15 protein-coding genes are annotated in these 20,961 nt (G+C 58.3%); 3 read left to right on the plus strand and 12 right to left on the minus strand.

All coding sequences use genetic code 11. From position 1 onward, the window contains the following. Window positions 1-2 precede the first annotated feature (2 nt). From PKC29_06645 to PKC29_06660, 4 genes are all read right to left on the minus strand, one after another. The gene (locus PKC29_06645; protein HML95091.1) at window positions 3-1,262 is read right to left on the minus strand and encodes an amidohydrolase family protein; all 1,260 of its coding nucleotides are present in this window, start codon (window positions 1,260-1,262) and stop codon (window positions 3-5) included. A gap of 55 nt (window positions 1,263-1,317) precedes the next feature. Further along, on the minus strand, window positions 1,318-2,190 hold the full coding sequence (dapF, locus tag PKC29_06650; protein HML95092.1) for a diaminopimelate epimerase: 873 nt from the start codon (window positions 2,188-2,190) through the stop codon (window positions 1,318-1,320). Between the two features lie 78 nt (window positions 2,191-2,268). Further along, window positions 2,269-2,862 carry a septal ring lytic transglycosylase RlpA family protein gene (locus PKC29_06655; protein HML95093.1) on the minus strand — a complete coding sequence of 198 codons (594 nt, stop codon included), beginning with the start codon at window positions 2,860-2,862 and terminating at the stop codon, window positions 2,269-2,271. Between the two features lie 122 nt (window positions 2,863-2,984). Then, the gene (locus PKC29_06660) at window positions 2,985-3,332 is read right to left on the minus strand and encodes a septal ring lytic transglycosylase RlpA family protein (GenBank protein ID HML95094.1); all 348 of its coding nucleotides are present in this window, start codon (window positions 3,330-3,332) and stop codon (window positions 2,985-2,987) included. Between the two features lie 157 nt (window positions 3,333-3,489). Between PKC29_06660 and PKC29_06665 the strand changes: the two genes are divergently transcribed. Continuing rightward, window positions 3,490-4,677: an aminotransferase class I/II-fold pyridoxal phosphate-dependent enzyme gene (locus tag PKC29_06665; protein ID HML95095.1), complete on the plus strand. Its 1,188-nt coding sequence runs from the start codon at window positions 3,490-3,492 to the stop codon at window positions 4,675-4,677. Window positions 4,678-4,713: 36 nt separating this feature from the next. On the opposite strand, the gene PKC29_06670 is transcribed toward PKC29_06665, so the two are convergent. Beyond that, window positions 4,714-8,610 (minus strand): translocation/assembly module TamB domain-containing protein, encoded by a 3,897-nt coding sequence (locus PKC29_06670; GenBank protein ID HML95096.1) that lies wholly within the window; start codon window positions 8,608-8,610, stop codon window positions 4,714-4,716. Between the two features lie 216 nt (window positions 8,611-8,826). On the opposite strand from PKC29_06670, the gene PKC29_06675 reads away from it, so the two are divergent. Continuing rightward, a complete protein-coding gene (locus PKC29_06675; GenBank protein ID HML95097.1) occupies window positions 8,827-10,419 on the plus strand; it encodes a molybdopterin-dependent oxidoreductase in 1,593 nt (530 codons plus the stop codon). A 16-nt stretch (window positions 10,420-10,435) separates the two neighbouring features. Then, the gene (gene nuoH, locus PKC29_06680) at window positions 10,436-11,497 is read left to right on the plus strand and encodes an NADH-quinone oxidoreductase subunit NuoH (GenBank protein ID HML95098.1); all 1,062 of its coding nucleotides are present in this window, start codon (window positions 10,436-10,438) and stop codon (window positions 11,495-11,497) included. A gap of 99 nt (window positions 11,498-11,596) precedes the next feature. Here nuoH and PKC29_06685 read toward each other — a convergent pair whose 3' ends face one another. The 7 genes from PKC29_06685 to PKC29_06715 all read right to left on the minus strand — a co-directional run bounded on the left by PKC29_06685 (window position 11,597) and on the right by PKC29_06715 (window position 20,645). Then, window positions 11,597-11,974 (minus strand): cupin domain-containing protein, encoded by a 378-nt coding sequence (locus PKC29_06685; protein HML95099.1) that lies wholly within the window; start codon window positions 11,972-11,974, stop codon window positions 11,597-11,599. Next, on the minus strand, window positions 11,971-14,439 hold the full coding sequence (gene gyrB, locus PKC29_06690) for a DNA topoisomerase (ATP-hydrolyzing) subunit B (protein ID HML95100.1): 2,469 nt from the start codon (window positions 14,437-14,439) through the stop codon (window positions 11,971-11,973). The genes PKC29_06685 and gyrB overlap by 4 nt, the downstream gene beginning before the upstream one ends. A gap of 186 nt (window positions 14,440-14,625) precedes the next feature. Further along, window positions 14,626-15,180, minus strand: a complete 555-nt coding sequence (gene dcd, locus PKC29_06695; protein HML95101.1) for a dCTP deaminase — start codon at window positions 15,178-15,180, stop codon at window positions 14,626-14,628. A 129-nt stretch (window positions 15,181-15,309) separates the two neighbouring features. Then, entirely contained in the window at window positions 15,310-16,329 is a 1,020-nt protein-coding gene (gene pheS, locus PKC29_06700; GenBank protein ID HML95102.1) for a phenylalanine--tRNA ligase subunit alpha, read from the minus strand. A gap of 129 nt (window positions 16,330-16,458) precedes the next feature. After that, on the minus strand, window positions 16,459-16,962 hold the full coding sequence (locus PKC29_06705; GenBank protein HML95103.1) for a DUF456 domain-containing protein: 504 nt from the start codon (window positions 16,960-16,962) through the stop codon (window positions 16,459-16,461). A 79-nt stretch (window positions 16,963-17,041) separates the two neighbouring features. After that, window positions 17,042-18,484, minus strand: coding sequence for an amino acid permease (locus tag PKC29_06710; protein HML95104.1), 1,443 nt, complete (start codon window positions 18,482-18,484; stop codon window positions 17,042-17,044). Between the two features lie 37 nt (window positions 18,485-18,521). Next, window positions 18,522-20,645 carry a sodium-translocating pyrophosphatase gene (locus PKC29_06715; GenBank protein ID HML95105.1) on the minus strand — a complete coding sequence of 708 codons (2,124 nt, stop codon included), beginning with the start codon at window positions 20,643-20,645 and terminating at the stop codon, window positions 18,522-18,524. Window positions 20,646-20,961: the final 316 nt, after the last annotated feature.

The raw sequence follows: 20,961 nt of genomic DNA on the forward strand, positions 1-20,961 counted from the left end.
GGCTATAACTCGGAATCGGGAAAAGGAATCCCGTCCTTTTTGTAGAGCACCCTGCCCGCCGTCATGACCATTCCCACACCGGCGGACGAAGACGATATCACGGACATGTAGGGGTCCCTGAAACTCCCCGGCGTGTCGATATAGAGGAGGTCGGCCTCTTTACCCGGGTCGATGCTGCCGGTTTTGTCTTCGAGGTAGAGCGCCCCCGCGCCGCCGAGCGTGGCCGCGTGAACGGACTTCCGCGCCGCCTTTTCGCCCATGACCTGGGACATTAGGAGGTGAAACGCGCGGAGCTCCTCGAAGAAGTCGAGGTTGTAATTCGTCGAGAGGCTGTCCGTCCCGATGCCGAGCCTCTCCATGCCGGAATAGTGTACGAACGGCGGCGCCCCCACCTGGAGGAAGAGGTTACTTCTCGGGCAGAGGACTATTCCCAGGCCGCGCCGCGATATTTCCGCGGCCTCGTCCTTCCCGGCCCTGACCATGTGTACGAGGGTTATCCTGTCGCCCCCGGAAAGCCCCATTTTTGAGAAGTACTCGTAAGGGCTTTTCGCCTCGGGCCTTTCGAAGGATTCTTTCCCGATGAGCGGGAATATCTTCCCCTCAATCTCGTTGGCGCAGCATCTTACGAATTCGACCTCGTCCGGGCTTTCGGCCAGATGGATGCCGAACGGGACGCCGTCCTTGTGATGGGCGCGGAAGACTTTACGGAGAAGCCTCGGGCTGCAGGAATAGGGGGCGTGCGGGAAGGGCCTCTCTTCGACGAGCCCGTCCCCGGGCCCGAAGTTAAAATCCGCCCTGTGCTCGGTGCTGTCCGTAATCTCCCGGAAGAGGACGGTTCTTAGACCGGACTCTTCGAGTATCGGCTTGTCGAGGCCGCCGTAGGAGGATATCTCGCCGACCGTCGTCACCCCGGACGAGACGAGGTTCTTTACGCCCTCGGATACGGAGGCGGCTATCGTTTCTTCGAGTACGGGCGCTCCCTTGGAGACAATAAGCTGCTGGAGCCATCCCGTAAAGCCCGTGAAGGCCCCGATCTCGGACTGAGTCCAGCCGAGCTCGAGGTGCGTGTGGCCGTTTACGAATCCCGGAAGGAGTATGCCCTTTCCAAGCTTTATTTCGGGTATCCCGGCGTATTTTTTCAGAAGGGCCCTGGTTTTTGCGACTTCCCCGATTTTCCCGTCCGAGACGAGGACGGAAGCGTCTGCAAGCGGTTTCGATGAAACGGGAAGCACGGTCCCCGCGGAGAGTATAAAAGTCTTCATTAGAGCGATTCAGCCGGCCGCCGGCCGGGAATAAAATATTCGAATTACAGTTTCGTCATTCGGTGGGGAGCGATTTTATCCTGTCGAGAAGGTCGCGGCTGAGCGTGCCGGACGTGACCTCTTCGACTGCGCCCCTCATCTTTATAGTCCAGTCCTCCCTTATCTCGATGTCGAGCTCGCCGCCCGGCATGGAGACCTTCACCTTCCTGACCGTAAGGCCGTTCTTTACGCATGCCGCCGCCACGGCGCAGGAGCTGCTACCCGAGGCCAGCGTGTATCCCGCCCCCCTTTCCCATATGAGTATAGAAACATTTTCCGGGGAGAGGACCTTTGCGAACTGGACGTTTATCCTGTTGGGGAATAGCTCGTGGTTTTCGAGTAGGGGGCCGAGCTTTCGCGTAAAGCCCTCGTCGAGCTCGTCAACGAATACGACGCAGTGAGGGTTCCCGACCGAGACGGCCGTGATCCTCGCTATCTCGCCGTTGACCCTGATTTCCTCGTCGACCACTTCCCTCTCTTCGCCCGCGACCGGTATATCGGCGCTGTTGAAGACGGCCCGGCCCATCTCGACCGTGACGAACGGAACCCTGCCGTCTTCGGAGACTTCGAGCTCCGCCGTTACGACGCCGCCCGGGGTGTCGATGTCGAACGTTTTTCTTTGTGTGTGGCCGTGCTCGTAGAGGTATTTGGCGAATATCCTGAGGCCGTTGCCGCTCTTTTCGGCCTCGCTCCCGTCGGGGTTCAGTATGCGGAGCCCGAAATCGGCCTTATCGGACGGCGTGAGAAGGAGTATGCCGTCCGAGCCGACGCCGTAGTTCCTGTCGCAGAGGAGCCTCGTCACGCCGGGCGTAACCGAGAACGAGAGGGCCGAGGAGTCGAGCACGAAGTAGTCGTTACCGAGGCCGTGTGATTTTACGAATTCGTCCATGAAACCTCTTCTTTCCGTTTTTTCTTTAATTTTAACTGATTATCGGGGCCTGGAAGAAGGAGCACGCCCGTCGGCGGGTTATTCCAGTAAAACCCTGCTTGTAAGCCCCAGCCTTCTCAGCCTGAACGCCGTCCTCTCGGCTTCGCTTTCGTCGGAGAACCGCCCTACCCTGACCCTGAAATATTCGCTCCCGCTGAGCTTCACGTTTTCGACGCGGACGTCGTCGTAGTCCGGGTCGAGCTGGCGCTTGAGGAACACCGCGTTCCCCCGGTCGCTGAAAGAGCCCACCTGGACCGTGTAATGGGGGTCGAAGTAGCTGGTGCTGCGCACGGAGGGTGAGGAAACCACCTCTACCTTCACCTTGACCGTCCCCTTCTGAATCATGTCTATCGCCTCGGCCGGCGCGTGGGAGAGGTCTATTATGCGTCCCTTCACGAAGGGGCCCCTGTCGTTTACCTCGACTATGACGTCGCGGCCGTTTTCGAGGTTGGTGACCCTTACGACCGTGCCCAGGGGGAGTGTCTTGTGGGCCGCGGTATAGGCGTATTTGCTGAAACGCTCGCCGCTGGCGGCGTAGTTATTGTGCTCGTCGATGCCGTACCACGACGCTATGCCTATCTGCACGGAGCCTTCTTCGACGACGTAGCCGCCCTCGTCCGGCGATTTGGGCACACGAGCGGTGTCCACCGATTTTTTTGCGCATGAGAAGGCGACGGGCAGAATCAGTAATAATAGAAGTATTCTATTATTCATCATTCCTCGGCCCTGAATCCGGAGAGCCTTAACATCGCCCGTTACAGCGTGGAGCTTGGCGTCGAGCCGTCGGGAAAGGAAATGACCTCGATGCTCACCCTCGCCGTGCCCCTGCTGACAATGCCGAGCATGCTGGCGGCGGCGCGGGAAAGATCGACTATGCGGCTTTTGATGAACGGGCCGCGGTCGTTCACTCTCACGACAACCTCTCTACCGTTCCGTAGATTCTTCACCTTGATCAAGGTGCCGAATGGAAGGTCTCTGTGAGCGCCGGTGAATTCGTACATGTCGTAAGATTCGCCGCTCGCAGTGGTCTTCCCGTGGAACTTGTTTCCGTACCAGGAAGCGTTTCCGTACTGGCGGAACTCCCGCGCTGAAACGTTAGACAAAACCGGGAACAGTAACAACAAAACCGTTAACGTGGCAATTTTTATCATAAATAACGGCTGTGATAACGCTTAAGTTAGTTTTAAACTATTTTCGCCGACTTTTCTTGAGATTGTCAAGGATTCGAATAAAATACTCCAAACTGAAAAAGGACCGCGAATGCACAGAATACCGGAAGATTTCTCACTCATAAGAAGGCTCCCGCCCTACGTTTTCACCATAGTCAACGACCTGAAATCGAAGGCGAGGGCGAGGGGCGAGGACATAATCGACCTCGGAATGGGCAACCCCGACCAGGCGACGCCCGAGCACATAGTAAGCAAGCTCATAGAGACGGCGGCCGACCCGAGGGCGCACAGGTATTCGGCATCGGCGGGTATACCGAAGCTCCGGCGCGCGATCGCCGACTGGTACAAAAGAAGCCACGGCGTCGAGCTCGACCCGGACAGCGAGGTGGTCGTCACCATAGGCTCGAAGGAAGGCATATGCCACCTTATGCAGTCGATACTGTCGCCGGGGGATACCGTTATCGTGCCGAACCCGGCGTACCCGATACACATATATTCGGTGATAATATCGAGGGGCGACGTTCACAGCGTGCCGTTCACCATGGAGACCGGCCTCCTCGAAAGCATAGAGAAGGCCGTCAGGGAGACGTGGCCAAAGCCGAAGGTGCTCATGATCTCCTTCCCGAATAACCCGACGACGAAGGTCGTCGATATCGAATTCTTCAAGGAAGTTTACGAGCTCGCGCGCGAGACGGACCTAATAGTCGTCCACGATTTCGCCTATGCCGAGCTTTGCTACGACGGCTACAAGGCCCCGAGCTTTCTCGAAGTGCCCGGCGCCAAGGACCTCGGAGTGGAGTTTTACTCGCTGTCCAAGAGCTACAACATGCCGGGCTGGCGCGTGGGGTTCATGGTGGGGAACGCCAGGATCGTATCGGCGCTCAAGCGCATAAAGAGCTACATGGACTACGGCATATTCACGCCCGTCCAGGTGGCCTCGATAGCAGCGCTCAACGGTCCGCAGGACTGCGTCGACGAGATAAGGGAGTCCTATAAGTCGAGGCGCGACAAGCTCGTGGACGGGCTTTCAAAGGCCGGGTGGCAGATACCCAAGCCCAAGGGGACGATGTTCGTCTGGGGCGAAATACCCGAGGAGTATAAAGAAATGGGATCGCTCGAGTTCTCGAAGCTCCTCGTGGAGAAGGCCAAGGTCGCCGTGTCGCCGGGAGTAGGCTTCGGGAATTACGGCGAGGGGTACGTGAGGTTCGCTCTCGTCGAGAATGAAAAGAGGATAATGCAGGCCGTCCGGGGGATCAGAAGGTTCTTAAAGGGCTCGTAAAGGCTGCGGCGGCCGCAGATCAGTAATCGACGGGAATCAGTAATCGAAGTTGAAGAATACGTCCGCGCCGGCCTCGTCGCCTATTTCGCTCTCCAGCGTCAGAAAGTCGGAGACCCTGTACTCGATTACGGCCCTGTTTGCCGTCGCCGTCGAGGACAGGAGCCCCGGGCTCAGGAAATACCTCTCGTAGAAGAACCGCTCGTATGAAAATCTCTCGTATCCGATGTAGAAGTTTTCGGTGAGGTATTTGCCGATTTCGAGGTGGGTGTCCTTAAAGCCCGTCTGGCTGCCCTTGATGGTCATGACGTCTATGGCGAGGTCGTCGCCTATAGCCTGACGGAGCTCGCCGACGGCCATGGTGCCGAGCACCTCGCCGGCCTTTTCCTGGAACTGAACCCTTTCGTCAGTGCCGAGCTTTTCGGAAGAGGTGCCGAAGACGAGGTAGGAGACGATCTCGTTCTCTTCGAGCGGCGGATCGCTCGTGAGCTGTATCCTGGGTTTTTCGGCGGTGCCCGAGACGTTGATATAGACCTCGACGCTCGATACTTCATACGTGGCCCGGAGGTCGAGGAACGGGTCGACGATTTTCTTCCCCCGAAAGCTCACCGTGCCGCTCTCGATATTGAAGAGCCTTCCCATGAACTGGTAATCGCCCCTTATGACGTCGATGCTGCCCGTTATGAGATAGGGCTCTTTATAGTTCTTGTTGATGTCGAGGCGGCCCTGGACCTCGATATTCGCGCCGCTCCCCTTGATCCACGACTGCCTGGGGATGTTGACGTCGAGGTCGAGGGACACGAATTCCTGGACGAAATCTTCCTTTGCCGCGCCGGTGTAGATGAATTCGTCCTTGCCCTCGTCTTCGTCGATAAACCGTATATTCTCGATTTCCTTTATGGGCTTCTCAGGCACTATGGCCTTGAGGTCGTTGACGGTGATTTCGCCCTTGATCAGCGAGGCGGGAAATTTACCGGTGACGTCGATCGTGCCGTCGAGGTTGGCCGTGACGTCGTTGGGATAGGTCCTGACGTGCATGCCGTTCATCGTCCCCTTGGCGCTGTAGGAGAGGTCCCTGAAATCTATCTTCCCCATGAACGAGCCCTCGCCCTCTCCGGTCTTGATCGTGACCGGGCGCAGGGTGCCGTAAGCGCCGTCGAGGTCGAGGACAGCGTGCTCGATTTCGATGTCGTTCCGGAGCATGAGAAGATCGACGGCCACGTCCCTGAGCTCTATCGTCCCGGATATGTCCGGCTCGCCGCCGGAGCCGGCCGCTGTCACGTCGACGACGAGCTTCCCCTCGAGCCCCTGTATTTCGGGATTGAAGATCATGAGCGGGCTGATGTCGATGCCCTTAGACCTCACCCGCGCCGTATAGCGCACCTTCTGAAGGGTCCGCTCCATGCCGGACGGGTCCATGGGCATGTGTGCATCGGCGAGGGCCGTGAGGACTTCCTCGCCGCCGTCCATTATCCGGAGATTAAGCTCGAAGTCGTCGCCGAAATGGAGGAGCGAGAGCGTGAGCTCGTCGCCCTTAAACTCCTTGTATTCGAGGTCTCTCGCGGCGGCGGTCGCGCTTATCGTGGGGGCCTTGACCGTTCCCCCTAAGTCTATTTCGCCGGAGACGCTCCCCTTTATCGGGAACCTGGCCCGAAGGAGGCTCGATACGTCCGCAAGGTCGAGCTTTTCGAGCTTGAGCCTCCCGTCGATGGCGCCCGACGCCCCGAGCGTAATCTCGCCGACGGCGGAATTGTCCTTGTGGTAAAGGTTAAAGGAGCTGACGGCTATGCCGCCGTTTTTCAGGACGGCGCTTACGGGCCGTTTGTTTTCGAAGAGGGCGTCTTTAAAGGCCAGCCTGATTTTCGGGATTTCGATCAGTTTTTCTTGGGTGTCGAGCCCGGACGCCTTGTATTCGGCCTCGTATTTCCTGTCGGGGGCTTCGGTTACGTGGACCGCTCCGTAGAGCTCGCGGCCCCGGCTCTCCGCGTCGAAATCGGCGGCTTCCATCGCGCGGCCCTGTATCTCGATGCCCTTGAGCCCTCCCTTCGCCTTCATTTGAAGGTCCGAAAGGTCGAGGTAGGTCTCGGCCGAAAGCTCTATCTTCTCGACGGTGAGCTTTTGTTTCAGCGACGCGAAATCCGCCACCCTGGCGTTCACGGTGAGCCTCGGCCTTTCGAACGTGCCCCTGACAACGCCCTCTACGCTCAGGCTGCCCGCGAGCTTATCGCCGGGGACAAGGCCCGACAGAGCGCCGAGATCGCCGGCGTTGACGCCGTACCTGACCCCACTCTCCGTGCCGGACCCCAGGCTCCCGGACGCCTTTGCCGACAGACGGCCGGATTCGAGCGTCAGGGTTCTGATGTCGAGGGACGAGGGGGCGAAGGAGAGATCCACCGCCCCGCGGTCGAGCTTAAAGCCCTTTATCACGGAGGGGGAGATATCGCCCTTGACGGACAGCTCGAGGCCGTCCGGAGGCTTCTTGCCGGGCACGACCGAGCCCTTTACGTGGAGCTTCGAGTTAAAGTCCGTTTCGTTCGGGAAGTCTGTCAGTATGTTTGCGAAGTTGGTTTTGGAGGAGGATGTATCGAGGTCGAATTCTATTTTGTCGGGCCGGATTTTCATAGGGCCGGAAAGTGTTATCTCGCCCGTCTCGAGGCCGTTCATCCTGAAGCTCTCGAGGGCGACGTCGAGCGCGGGCGGCTCCTTGCCCTTCCAGCCGGCCCTAACCGCGAGCCGGGAATCGACCCGCGCGTTTACGTCCTTTTTGAGCTCCTTGGGGGCACCGTCGGACTGTGTTTTGTCGAAGATTTCGAGGAGGCGAGCCGCCGACGCGGAATCGACGGAGAGCTTTATGTCAGCTTCGTTCGATTTCCCGGGCGAGGTTATCTCGTAAAGCCCCAGCGTGCCGTCGAAGGCCGCTTTCCCGAAGGGCGAGGAGAGCTTGCCGCCCGTGAGGGTGACCGATGTATTCTCGACCCGGATTTTCTTTATGGAGCCTTCGAGAGTTTCTCCGAGTATGACCGAATCTATAACGTCGAGCCTTCCCGACGCCTGGAGACCCTTCCATCTTTCGGATGCGCCCCTGGCGCGTACCTCGACCCCCAGCCTCCCGAGCTCACCCGCGTCTATGTTCTTGATCGTGCCGCCGAGCGTGAACGTCGGGCTCATCAGGTTTTTCATCGTCCCCGAGGCGTTTACCCGCGCGCCCCGGAAGTTAAAGAAGGCGCGCTTTACGTCGAGGACGTCTATTTTCTCCTTGTTCGAATAGACCGCCTTCCCGTTTATCTTGTCGAAATAGAACCTTTCGGACTTGTCTATATTCGGCACGGCCGTGAAGACGGCGTCCTTTATTACGAATTCGGCGTTGTCCGTTATCTTGACGAGATTCACGGCGACCTCGGCGCCCGGGAGCTCGAAGACCGAGTGCTGGTTCTTCGGGACGTCGTAAATCGTCATCCTGGCGTTCTCGACGAACCCGCTCTTTATGAAGATGCTCCAGTCGGGGTTGGGCTTCTTCTCCTTGGCGATGAAGCGCTCGCCGAGCTTGGTGAAGTTCCAGGAATCGCCGCCGTAGTGAACGAGATGGATCGTAAACCCCGAAACCCTGACCTCGTGGAGGGGAATCACCTTGCTGAAGAGCATGGAGCCGTCGAGGATTATCGGGAGGGAATAATCGATATACACCTCGTCGCAGGTGATGAACCTCTCCCCGTCGATGTCGAACGTGACGTTTTTGAGCGAGATGCCCTTCAGGAAGTTGCCTTCTATGCTGCCGATCTTGAAATCCTGGGCCGTGAGAGAAGTTACGATCGAGTTTGTAGTGAGCTTGACGAACTGGCGGAAGTAATGTGTCTGGATGACGATTATCGCAATGCCGGTGAGAACGGCGAGTATTACGAGAAATAATCCTATGGGTATCAGGACTTTGGAGCGCATGTCGAGTATATTGAATTATAACACAACGACCGGCGGAAAACGCCTCGTGGCGCGCCTTTCCGCGTCCGGGGCGGCCGGGGCGGCGATCCCGCGGAAACGGGGCGCGCAAATACCGGGCACAGCGATACATTCCGGGGCCTGCCGCAGGCCGCCGCAACTTGCTAAGGCGCCCCCGGTCAGGATAATATTTTAGAACTCGGGAGTAACCTTTTTCCAATGCCGAAACTTACCATCGACGGGATAGAAATCGAGGTCGAAGACGGGCTCAATCTGATCCAGGCAGCCGCCCGGGTGGGCGTCGAAGTCCCGCATTTCTGCTATCATCCGGCCCTCAGCATAGTCGCCCAGTGCAGGCAGTGCCTGGTAGAGGTGGAGGGCGTGCCGAAGGTCATGCCGGCGTGCAACACCTTCGTCAGGGACGGCCTCATCGTAAAGACCAACTCGGAAAAGGCCGTAAAAGCGAGGAAGGCCACCGTCGAGTTCACGCTCATAAACCATCCCCTCGATTGCCCGATATGCGACAAGGGCGGGGAGTGCCCGCTTCAGCTTACGACCGTCAAGCACGGGCCCGGATACAGCAGGTTCGAAGGGCCCGAGGAAAAGAAGGTCCGAAGGAAATATTACCTCAGCGACAGGATATTATACGACCCGAACAGGTGCATCATGTGCACGAGGTGCGTCAGGTTCACCGAAGAGGTGACCAAGACGGGCGAGCTAGGGTTCGAGAACCGGGGGTTCAGGAAGAAGATCGTCGTTTTCCCAGACAAGAACCTCGACAACGAGCTTGCGGGGAACGTTACGGACCTCTGCCCGGTGGGCGCGCTCCTCAACAAGGACAATCTCCACGAGGAGAGGGTCTGGTACTGGAAATTCACGGACAGCGTCTGCTCGCTGTGCAGTAACGGGTGCAACATAACCGTGGGCGTCGACCCCAGGAAGGGGAAGGTTTCGAGGGTGAGGCCCAGGATAAACATGGACGTTAACGAGTACTGGATATGCGACAGGGGAAGGTACGATTTCAAGCGCGTCCAGGAAGGAGCGACGCGCCTTAAGGACCCCATTCTCAGAAGGGGCGAGGGATTCGTGAAGTCCGACTGGCCGGAGGCTTCGGCGTTCGCCGCCGACGGGCTTACGGCCGGAAGCGCATCTTCTGTCGCCATACTCGGCTCGCCGACGCTCACGAACGAGGAGCTTTATCTCCTCAAGAAGCTCGGCGACAGGCTCGGCGGCGCGAGGGTCGTATCGAATTCGCTCGAGCCCGAGGGCGAGAAGCTCTACGGGCTTATAAGCAGCGATCCCTACCCGAACTCGAGGGGCGTCAGGGACATGGGGCTCGAATACGGGCCCGAGAAGGTGTCCGCGCTCGCGGAATCAATAATAAACGGGAGTATAAAAGTCCTTTACGTCGCCGGGGAGGATATCTTCGGCTTCGTGCCGGAGGAAGGGCACGCGAGGCTCCGCGAGGCGCTCTCGGCGCTCGACCTTCTTATAGTGGAAGACTACAAGGTCACGGAAACGGCCAGGATGGCCCACGTCATATTGCCCGGGGTGAGCCCGTACGAGAAGGACGGGACGTTCACGAACGACGCGGGACGCGTCCAGAGGATAAGGGAGGCCATTGCCCCTCCCGGCATAGCCAAGCCGGACTGGGAGATAATCTCCTATATCGGTAGCCTCGTTAATCCGGGCGGATTTAACGATTACGGCCATCCTTCGCTCGTCATGAAGGAGATTTCCGCGGCCGTTCCGGCTTACGCGAAGCTCAACTACGAGAACATAGGCGTTCTCGGCGGGAGCGCCGCTTCATAGCGCCAAGAGATAAATAATGATCTGGGTAGAATTCGGAATCGCATTCGTTAAAATCGCGCTCGTGTTCTTCGTAGTGCTGACGCTGGTCGCGTATCTTACGCTGGCCGAAAGGCGCGTGAGCGCGTTCATACAGGACAGGCTGGGCCCCAACCGCGTGGGCCCGTTCGGCTTCCTGCAGCCGCTCGCGGACGGCGTGAAGTTCATATTCAAGGAAGACATAATCCCGACTCACGCGGACAAGCCGTTTTACATAATCGCGCCCGCGTTCGCCCTTATTACCGCCCTTATAGCCCTTGCAGTGGTGCCCATAGGCAAGGGGTTCAGCACGGACCTCTTCGGGCTTCTGCCGGAGCCGATATTCGTAACGCTCCAGATAGCCGACCTTAACGTCGGCGTGCTTTACATTCTCGCGATAAGCTCTCTCAGCGTTTACGGCGTCGTGCTCGGAGGATGGGCTTCGAATAGCAAGTATTCGTTCCTCGGCGGCCTCCGGGCGGCGGCGCAGATGATAAGCTACGAGCTCGCCATGGGCGTGTCCATCCTGGGCGTAATCGCGTGGACGGGCTCTTTAAGGCTCGACGAGATTATAGAGGCGCAGAAGAGCTGCTGGTTCGCGATTCCGCAGATTCTCGGCTGCATAGTGTTCGTGACGGCGGCCTTCGCCGAGACGAACAGGCTCCCCTTCGACATGCCCGAGGCCGAGCCCGAGATCGTGGCCGGTTATCACACGGAGTACAGCAGCATGAAGTTCGCAATGTTCTTCATGGCCGAGTACACGCACATGATAGTGGTGTCGTGCCTGGCAGTGGCGCTCTTTTTCGGCGGGTGGTATCCCCTCCCCTTCGGCGGCTGGTTTGGGATAGACATAGACAAGTACTGGTTCCTTCCGCCGCTCGTCTTTATCGGCAAGGTGCTGGCGTTCCTCTTCTTCTTTATATGGGTGAGGTTCACGCTGCCCAGGTTCAGGTACGACCAGGTCATGAACCTCGGCTGGAAGGTGCTCTTCCCGATCGCCATAGCCAACCTGATAATCGTCAGCGTCGCGATACTGGTTCTCCAGCATTACGGGTATATGTAATCCCGGCCTTCGAACAGCTCACTTCTTACAGACCTTCCATCCATATGTTCCGGACCGGAAGCCAAATAACAGGGATTAATACGTGCGCGCCGGGGAAGATTATTTGGACTCGACGAGGCTTATCGTGTCGTCGAGGTTCGGGACCATGCAGAGGAATTCGAAGCTCTCGTCGCCCGTGACCTCGTACCAGTGGGGCACTCCGGCGGGGATGAAGAGGACGTCGCCCTGGCCGACCTCGAAGACTTCGTCGCCGATGCCTATCCTGGCGCTGCCCCCGAGGACGAACTGCTCGTGCTCCACGGTGTTCGTATGGGCGGGGATGCCGCCCCCGGGCTCCATTATGAAGCGCCTCATGGCGAAATTCGGGCCTTCGCCCGGGCCGATGAGCACCTGGCGCGAGACGGACGTCCCGGCGCTTACCTTCTCGACGGGCACGTCTCTCATCTTCTTTACGGACGGTTTCGCGGTCATGGTCATACGTCCAGGTTGCTCACGTTGAGGGCGTTCGTTTCGATGAACTCCTTACGGGGCTCGACCTCGTCGCCCATGAGGATCGTGAAAATCTTGTCGGACTCGAACGCGTCCTCTATCTTGACCTGCTTTAAGACGCGCGTCTCGGGGTTCATGGTCGTTTCCCAGAGCTGCTCGGGGTTCATCTCGCCGAGGCCCTTGTAGCGCTGTATGGACATACCCTTCTTCCCGCGGGAGAGGATGTATTCCGTGACAGCGGCGAGGTTCGGGAGGTCGACCGAATTGCCGTTGTCGCTTACGCCGTAGGGCGGGTCGCCGACGGCCTTTATGGACTCGTAGATGTTCCTTATCTCGCCGAATTCCGGGGAGTCGAGGAAGTCGAAGTCGATTACGGTCGTCCTGTTCCTGCCGCTTTCCTTGAACGTGTAAGAGATGCGTGAGGAATCGTGCTCGGGGTCGTCGAGAAGCTCCCAGTCGAGGCCCGTGATTTCCGGATAGCGCTTTTCGAGCCATTCCTTTATGGCCTGAAGGTGTGTGTCGAGATCGGACTCCCTTTCGTGCTTGAGGAGGCTCTTCCTGAAGCCTTCCCTCGAGGCGAAGGCCTCGACTATGCGGGAGTCCCTGCCCCACTTCCCCGCCCTTTCGAGGGCGTTTCCGTAGGCAATGGACCGCTTTATTATGTCGAAGAGCCGTGAGCCTTTTATTTCGCGGGAGCCGTTGCCGTTTTCGGATATGTTGAGAACGACGCCGTCCGTGCCGTGCTCGAGGAAGTAGTTCACGTATTCGTGATCGTCCTTGAGGTACCTCTCTTCCTTGCCCCTCTTTACCCTGTAGAGAGGGGGCTGGGCGACGTAGAGGTGGCCGTGGTCGAGGATCGCGCCGAACTGCCTGTAGAAGAAGGTAAGCAGCAGCGTCCTTATGTGAGAGCCGTCCACGTCGGCGTCCGTCATGAGGATTATCTTGTGGTACCTGAGCTTCGCGATGTCGAAGTCGTCGCTGCCGACGCCCGTGCCGAGGACGGTTATGAGCGTCCTTATTTCCTCGTTGCTGAGCATCTTGTCGAAGCGGGCCTTTTCGACGTTGAGGATCTTGCCCCGGAGCGGAAGGACCGCCTGGTTATACCGGGACCTCGCCTGCTTGGCCGAGCCGCCCGCGGATTCGCCCTCGACTATGAAGAGCTCGCAGAGGGCCGGGTCTCTTTCCTGGCAGTCGGCCAGCTTGCCGGGGAGGGACCCCGATTCGAGGGCGCTTTTACGCCTGGTGAGCTCCCTCGCCTTCCTTGCGGCCTCGCGCGCCCTCGCGGCGTCCACGGCCTTTTCGATTACCTTTCTCGCGACCGAGGGGTTCTCTTCGAAGAAAGTCCCCAGCTTGTCGTTGAGGAGTGTTTCCACGATCCCCTTGACCTCGGTGTTGCCGAGCTTGGTCTTCGTCTGGCCTTCGAACTTGGGGTCGGGGAGCTTTACGCTTATTATCGCCACCAGCCCCTCCCTCGCGTCGTCGCCGCTCAGCGAGACCTTGGCGTTCTTGAGGAGGCCCTTGTCTTCGGCGTACTTGTTTACCGTCCTGGTAAGGGCGCCCCTGAAGCCCGTGAGGTGCGTTCCGCCCTCGATGTTGTTGATGTTGTTTGCGTAGGAGTAAACCGTTTCGGTGTAGCTGTCGTTATATTGAAGCGCCGCCTCGACGATGATGTCGTCCTTTTCTCCCGTTACGTATATGGGCTCGGGGTGGAGCGGCTTTTTGTTCCTGTTGAGCTCCTCGACGAAGGCGATTATGCCGCCCTTGTAGTAAAATTCCTGGTTCTTGCCCGTTCTCTCGTCCGTGAGCTCGAACACGAGGCCCTTGTTGAGGAACGCGAGCTCCCTTATCCTGTGGGCGAGCGTGTCGTAGCTGAACTCCTTTACCTCGAAGATAGTCTGGTCGGGCTTGAACCGGATCTTCGTGCCCGTCCGCTCCGTCGTGCCGGACTCTTTTAGCTCGGAAACGGCCTGACCTCGCTCGTATTTCTGGTACCAGACCTTGCCGTCCCGCCTGATTTCGAGGTTGAGATATTCGGAAAGGGCGTTCACGACCGTGACGCCGACGCCGTGGAGACCGCCCGAGACCTGGTATACCTTGCCCTCGAATTTACCCCCCGCGTGGAGCATCGTCATGACGACCTCGGCGGCGGACTTGCCCGTTTCGGCGTGCTTGTCTACGGGTATACCCCTCCCGTTGTCTTCAATAGTGACGCTTTCGTCGACGTGAATAGTTATGTTTATCTTGTTGCAGAACCCGGCGAGGGCCTCGTCGACGCTGTTGTCGAGGACCTCGAACACGAGGTGGTGAAACCCCCTCGAGCTGGTGTCGCCGATGTACATATCGGGGCGTTTTCTGACCGCTTCGAGCCCGGGAAGGACTTTAATCTGCTCGGCCGTGTAGGAATCGTTTTGCCTGGGCCGGGCCTTCGTTTCTGAGTCTGGCTTTACTTCCAAAATTAACTACCTCCGAGTAATCAACAAGGGGGGAATTTAAACTCTTTTAGTATACCATGTGGAGACAAAAAGGCAAATAAAATCAGGGGGTTCAATCGCATTTCGGCCCCGGAGCCGGGCGCTCGGAACCAGCCGTCAACAAAGGCAATTTTGGAGCCCTCGAAAAGGGCCCCGGAAGGAGCTCTCTCAAACCTTGGGGGGCGTTATGCCGACCTGCTTCTGATACTTGCCTTTTTTGTCGGCGTAGGAGACTTCGCACATCTCGTCGGCCTCGAAGAAAAGGACCTGCGCGATGCCCTCGTTCGCGTAGATTTTCGCGGGGAGAGGGGTCGTGTTCGAGATTTCGAGGGTGACGAAGCCCTCCCACTCGGGCTCGAACGGGGTTACGTTCACGATTATGCCGCAGCGGGCGTAAGTGGACTTGCCGACGCAGAGGGTTATGGTGCTCCGGGGTATCCTGAAGTACTCGACCGTCCTTGCGAGCGCGAAGGAGTTGGGCGGGATCATGCAGTGATCGGCCTTGATCTCGACGAAGGACTTGTCGTCGAAGTTCTTGGGGTCGACTACGGAGTTAAAGACGTTGGTGAAGACCTTGAACTCGTCGCTCACGCGTATATCGTAGCCGTACGCAGAAAGGCCGTAGGATATCGCTCCCTCCCTGACCTGGCCGTCGACGAAAGGCTCTATCATGCCGTGCTCCCTGGCCATTTTCCTTATCCATCCGTCGGACTTTACTCCCATAGCTCGCGCTCCTCGCTTCGTGGTGTTTACTGCAAGAGGGAAAGGATACTACCACATCGGGCGTATTTACTCAATCCGCCTGATGAACGGCACCGAAAACACCGGAATGACGGAAGCGGACGGAGCGCGTCAGGCGAACTGCCGGAGGAAGCGGACGTCGTTCTCGAAGAAGAGGCGTATGTCGTTTATGCCGAACTTGAGCATGGTTATGCGCTCTATGCCCATGCCGAACGCAAAGCCCGAGTACTTGGACGAATCGTAGCCGACGCTCTTGAAGACCTCGGGGTCGACCATGCCGCAGCCGAGGATTTCGAGCCAGCCGGTGTCCTTACACACGCGGCACCCCTCGCCGCCGCATATCATGCACTGCATGTCCATTTCGGCGCTGGGCTCGGTGAAAGGGAAGAAGCTCGGGCGGAACCTGACGCCTATGCCCTCGCCGAATACGAGCCTGACGAACTCGGTGAGCACGCCTTTCAGGTCGCCGAACGTGACGCACTCGTCCACCAAAAGCCCTTCAATCTGGTGGAACATCGGCGTGTGCGAGACGTCGCTATCGTTCCTGTAGACCCTCCCGGGCGCGATAATCTTCACGGGGGGTTTCAGTTTTTCCATGATGCGTATCTGTACGGGGGATGTGTGCGTCCTGAGGACTACGTCGTCGGATATGTAGAACGTATCCTGCATGTCCCGTGCAGGATGGTTTTTGGGAATATTGAGTGCCTCGAAGTTGTAGTAGTCCGTCTCGACCTCGGGCCCTTCGGCGACCTCGAATCCCATCCTCTCGAATATGGAGACTATCTCCTCCATGACCTGCGTCACGGGATGCCTGGCCCCCACGGGGAGGCCCTTTCCGGGCAGCGTGACGTCGATTCTCTCCTCCCCGAGCGAGCGGTTCTTCTTTTCCTCGCGTATGGAATCGAGCCTCGACTCGACGAGCTCCTCGACGAAGGTTTTCGCCTCGTTTACGAGCTGCCCCATCTTCGGGCGCTCTTCGGGCGAGAGGTCCTTCATGCCCTTCAGGATTTCGGTTATGGCGCCCTTCTTCCCGAGGAACCTGGCTTTTAAGTTCTGGAGCGCGGCCTCGTCGGATACCGCGCCGAGCTCTTCACGCGCCTGTTTTTTGAGTTCGTCGAGCTTTTCGATCATCGGGCTACTCCGTATAAGTCTTGGAAAATCAAAATAATTTACCATATCGGCGCGGGACATCTACCTTGAGACGGAAAAGAAAGCGCAGGCGGGTGTGTGGAGCGGAAAGTGAAAAAGACGAGACGGTAATCAGCCCGTAACAGCCGCGACGGTTATCACGATCATCGCCACGGCTATCGCGCCCTTCGAGATCGTGCCCGCCACCCTGCCGAGGAAGGCCCCCCAGCCGGATTGTACGGACTCGTTGAGGCTCTTTCCCAGTAGAAGCTCTACGGCTATCGCCCCCGCGAAGGCCCCGACGAAAGCCCCCGCTACCGCACCGATACCGAAGAAAAACGGGGCCCCCGTTATTCCGCCGGCTATGGCGCCCAGTATGGAGCCGATTATGGCCCTGTTACTCGACTTGTATTTCTTCGAGCCGGCTATTCCGAGGAGGAATTCTATAAGCTCGCCAACGAGAACGAGTATGACGAGGATTACGATTATCCTGAGCGTGATCTCCTCGAACCCGCCGTACCAGGCGTATAGGAGCGAAGTGCCCAGGATTATAAACGTCCCGGGGAGGCCGAACGGAAGCGCGGCGAGGCCTATGAGCGACGCCAGGATAAAGAGCCCGAATACGACGTAATCCATAATGCGTATAGGTTTACATAAGGCGGAACATTTACAACACGCATTTTAAACGGGGGAACGGTAAAAAGCGGAGGGATGCTCAGACGACGGCGCGCTTCCTGGCATAGAGGAAATAGATAAGGAATCCCGCCGCCATCCATATGATGAGCCGGAGCCACGTGTCCATCGGAAGTGCGGCCATTTGAACCAGGCTGACGAGGATTCCCATTATGGGAACGAAGGGAAAGAGGGGGGCTTTGAAGGGTCTTTCGAGGCCGGGTTCTCTATACCTTAGCACCAGCACCCCCGCGCACACTATCACGAAGGCGAGGAGAGTGCCTATCGACACGAGCTCGCCGAGGATGCCTATAGGGAAGATGCCCGCGAAGAAGGCCGCCACGACGCCCGTAAGCGCCGTCGCGAAGACAGGGGTTCTGAACTTCGTATGAACCTCGGCGAACTTATGCGGCAGCATCCTGTCCCGTGACATCGAATAGAATATCCTCGTCTGCCCGAAAAGGAGCACCATGACGACGGAGGTGAGGCCCGCTATGGCGCCGATCTTGATGAGCGGCCGGAGCCAGTAGAGCCCCTCGCCCATGAAATCGACGGCTACGGCTATGGGGTCCGGAACGTGGAGGAGGTCGTACTTGACGACGCCCGTGAGCACGAGGGACACGGAGATGTAAAGGAGCGTCGCGACGGCGAGCGACCCGAGTATGCCTATGGGGACATTACGCTGGGGGTTTTTGGTTTCCTGCGCCGCCGTGGAAACGGCGTCGAAGCCTATGTAGGCGAAGAATATCACGCCCGCGCCGCGAAGTATGCCGCTCCAGCCGAAGTGGCCGAACGTCCCGTCGTTGGGCGGTATGAACGGGTCCCAGTTGTCGATGTTGATGTAGGAAATTCCGACGCCTATGAACACGAGAAGGACCGCGAGCTTCACGACGACTATGATGCTGTTGGCGGCCGACGATTCGCGTATCCCGGCCACGAGCACCGCCGTCGTGGCGAGGACGATGAAAACCGCCGGGAGATTGAGCGCTGCCCCGGTAAAGCCCCAGCCGTGTACGTGGTCGAACGAAAGCGGGGCCTTCGCCACTAGCTCGGGGACGATGATGCCGAAGTCCTTGAGGAAGCTGACCATGTAGCCCGACCACCCCACGGCGACTGTGGAGCTTGCGAAGAGGTATTCGAGGATCAGGTCCCACCCTATGATCCAGGCGATGAACTGACCCATCGTGGCGTAGGAATATGTGTAGGCGCTTCCTGAAACGGGGATCATCGATGCCATTTCGGCATAGCAGAGCCCCGCGAAGACGCAGCCTATCCCGGAGAGCACGAACGAAAGGGAAAGGGCCGGCCCGGCGTACTGCGCCGCGGCCTGGCCCGTAACGACGAAGATACCGGCGCCTATTATGATGCCTATGCCGAGGCTGGCCAGATCGAGCGGACCGAGCACGCGTTTTAATCCGCGCTGCTCGTCGTCCGCTTCTTTCGCTATCCGGTCAATGCTTTTCCTTTTAAAAAGGCTCCCTGTCATCCACCCGTCCTGCGGAAGTCTAAATTACATCCGCAGTTTAGATGAATAACGGCGCTAATACAAGCGTAATGGTCGCGAGGAGCTTTATGAGAACGTGAATCGACGGCCCGGCCGTGTCCTTGAACGGGTCGCCGACGGTGTCACCGACGACTGTGGCCTTGTGTGTTTCGGACCCTTTGCCGCCGTAGGAGCCGAGCTCGACGAACTTCTTGGCGTTGTCCCACGCACCGCCGCCGTTGTTCATGAACGTTGCGAGCAGGATGCCGCCTATCGTGCCGACCATAAGGAACGCGGCGATGGTTTCGGCGCCGACCCCGAACTGCTTGAATATGAGACCGACCGCAATCGGCATGCCGATTGCGAGAATACCCGGGGGAATCATTTCCTTGAGTGCGCCCTTGGTTACGATGTCTACGCAGCGTGCGTAGTTCGGCTTGGAAGTCCCCTCGAGTATCCCGGGGTTCTCCTTGAACTGCGCGCGCACGTCGCTTATGACGTAGTACGCGGCGCGGGCGACAGCCCTTATCGCGAGAGCGCTGAAGAGGAATATGAGCATCGCGCCGAGGAGACCGCCGACGAATACCTGCACCTTCGCGAGGTCTACGGAGTCGAACAGCGTGCCCGTGATGTGCGTTACCTCGTCCATGTATGCCGAGAAGAGGAGGAACGCGGCGAGCGCGGCCGAGCCGATGGCGTATCCCTTCGTGAGGGCCTTGGTCGTGTTGCCGACGGCGTCGAGCTGGTCGGTCTTGTGCCTGATCTCCTCGGGCTGCTTACTCATCTCGACGATGCCGCCCGCGTTGTCCGTTATCGGGCCGAAGGTGTCCATCGCGAGGATGTATGCGGCCGTGCCGAGCATACCCATCGTCGCGATAGCCGTACCGTAGAGACCGGCGCTGTTCGTGGAAATATCCGGGAACTGCGCGAGGCCGTTAACGCCGCAGTAATACGAGGCGATAAGGGCCGCCGATATGGCAAGCACCGGAAGCGCCGTACACTCGAGACCGATGGCGAGACCGGAGATGATGTTCGTCGCGGGGCCCGTCTGCGAGGCCTCGGCGATGAACTTCACCGGGCGGTACTTGTACTCGGTGTAGTACTGTGTGATGAATACGAAGGCTATACTGGTCGCGATGCCTATGACGCCGGCCGCGAACAGCCAGTGGTTGTTGTCGAGCAGGAAGTAGGTCGCGATATAAAAACCGACGGCGGCGAGAAGGCTCGTTACATAGTAGCCGCGGTTGAGAGCGCCCATCGGGTCCTCGGTCTCGCTCTTGAGCTTTACCATCCCGATGCCGACCATGCTGGCTATGAGGCCGAACGCCCTGGCGACGAGCGGGAAGAGTATGCCTTTTATGCCGAAGTGCGGGAAGAGGGCCACTCCGAGTATCATGGCGCCGATGTTCTCGGCTGCGGTGGATTCGAAGAGGTCGGCTCCGCGGCCCGCGCAGTCGCCGACGTTGTCGCCGACGAGGTCGGCTATGACCGCCGGGTTTCTGGGGTCGTCTTCCGGTATTCCGACTTCGACCTTGCCGACGAGGTCGGCGCCGACGTCGGCCGCCTTGGTGTAGATACCGCCGCCGAGCTGTGCAAAGAGGGCGACGAAGCTCGCTCCGAAGCCGTATCCGACTATGAGGAACGGCACCCTCTTTATCACTTCGGCGCTCTCGCTGTAGCCGCCGTAGAGGACGAAGAGAATACCGACGCCGAGGAGGCTCATCGCGACGATCGTGATACCGGAGACCGCCCCTCCCCTGAAGGATATCCTGAGCGCTTTGTCGAGGCTCGTCCTTACGGCGCTTGCGGTACGGATGTTGGACCTTATGGATATCCACATGCCTATGTAGCCCGCCAGCGCGGAGCAGCCCGCGCCGAAGAGAAACGCCACCGTCGTCTGCCATGCGAGCGTCGCGTCGCCCGCGAGGAACCTGTAGACTGCGTACATAAGCACAGCCAGCACCAGGCTGAGCATGATGATCGTCGAGTACTGCCTTTTGAGGAACGCCTCGGCGCCCTCCTTGATTGCGTCGCTTATCTCCCTCATCGCCGGGGTGCCCGTATCCGAGCCGAGCACGTACTTGGCCAGGTAGCCGGCAAAGGCAAGGGAAATCAAGCTGATAATCAACACAACCACGATTAATGTATGGCTGCTAATCTCCATTTCAACTCTCCTTTGAGTTTATTTGGTTCAGTTTTTATTTGTGAATTGGATAAATGGAGCATTTGATGAGAGGGGAATTCCGACAGCCTGCCGGAGCCTTCGAGTCGATCGGGAAGAATACGTAAAATATCGAACATGGACGTTACTTGTATCAGGCGCGTACGCTTGGAAAGGAAGATTACTTCATCCATCCTCCAAAGATTTGGTGGAAACATATCCAACTGCATGTCAATGTCAAGTCGAATTTTTGAATTAACGAACATGGGTGATTATACACATAATCCGGGAAAACCGTCCGCATAAAAAAATTTCCCCG

The organism is Thermodesulfobacteriota bacterium, assembly GCA_035325995.1.
Taxonomy (GTDB): Bacteria; Desulfobacterota_D; UBA1144; order Nemesobacterales; family UBA2774; genus JADLGH01.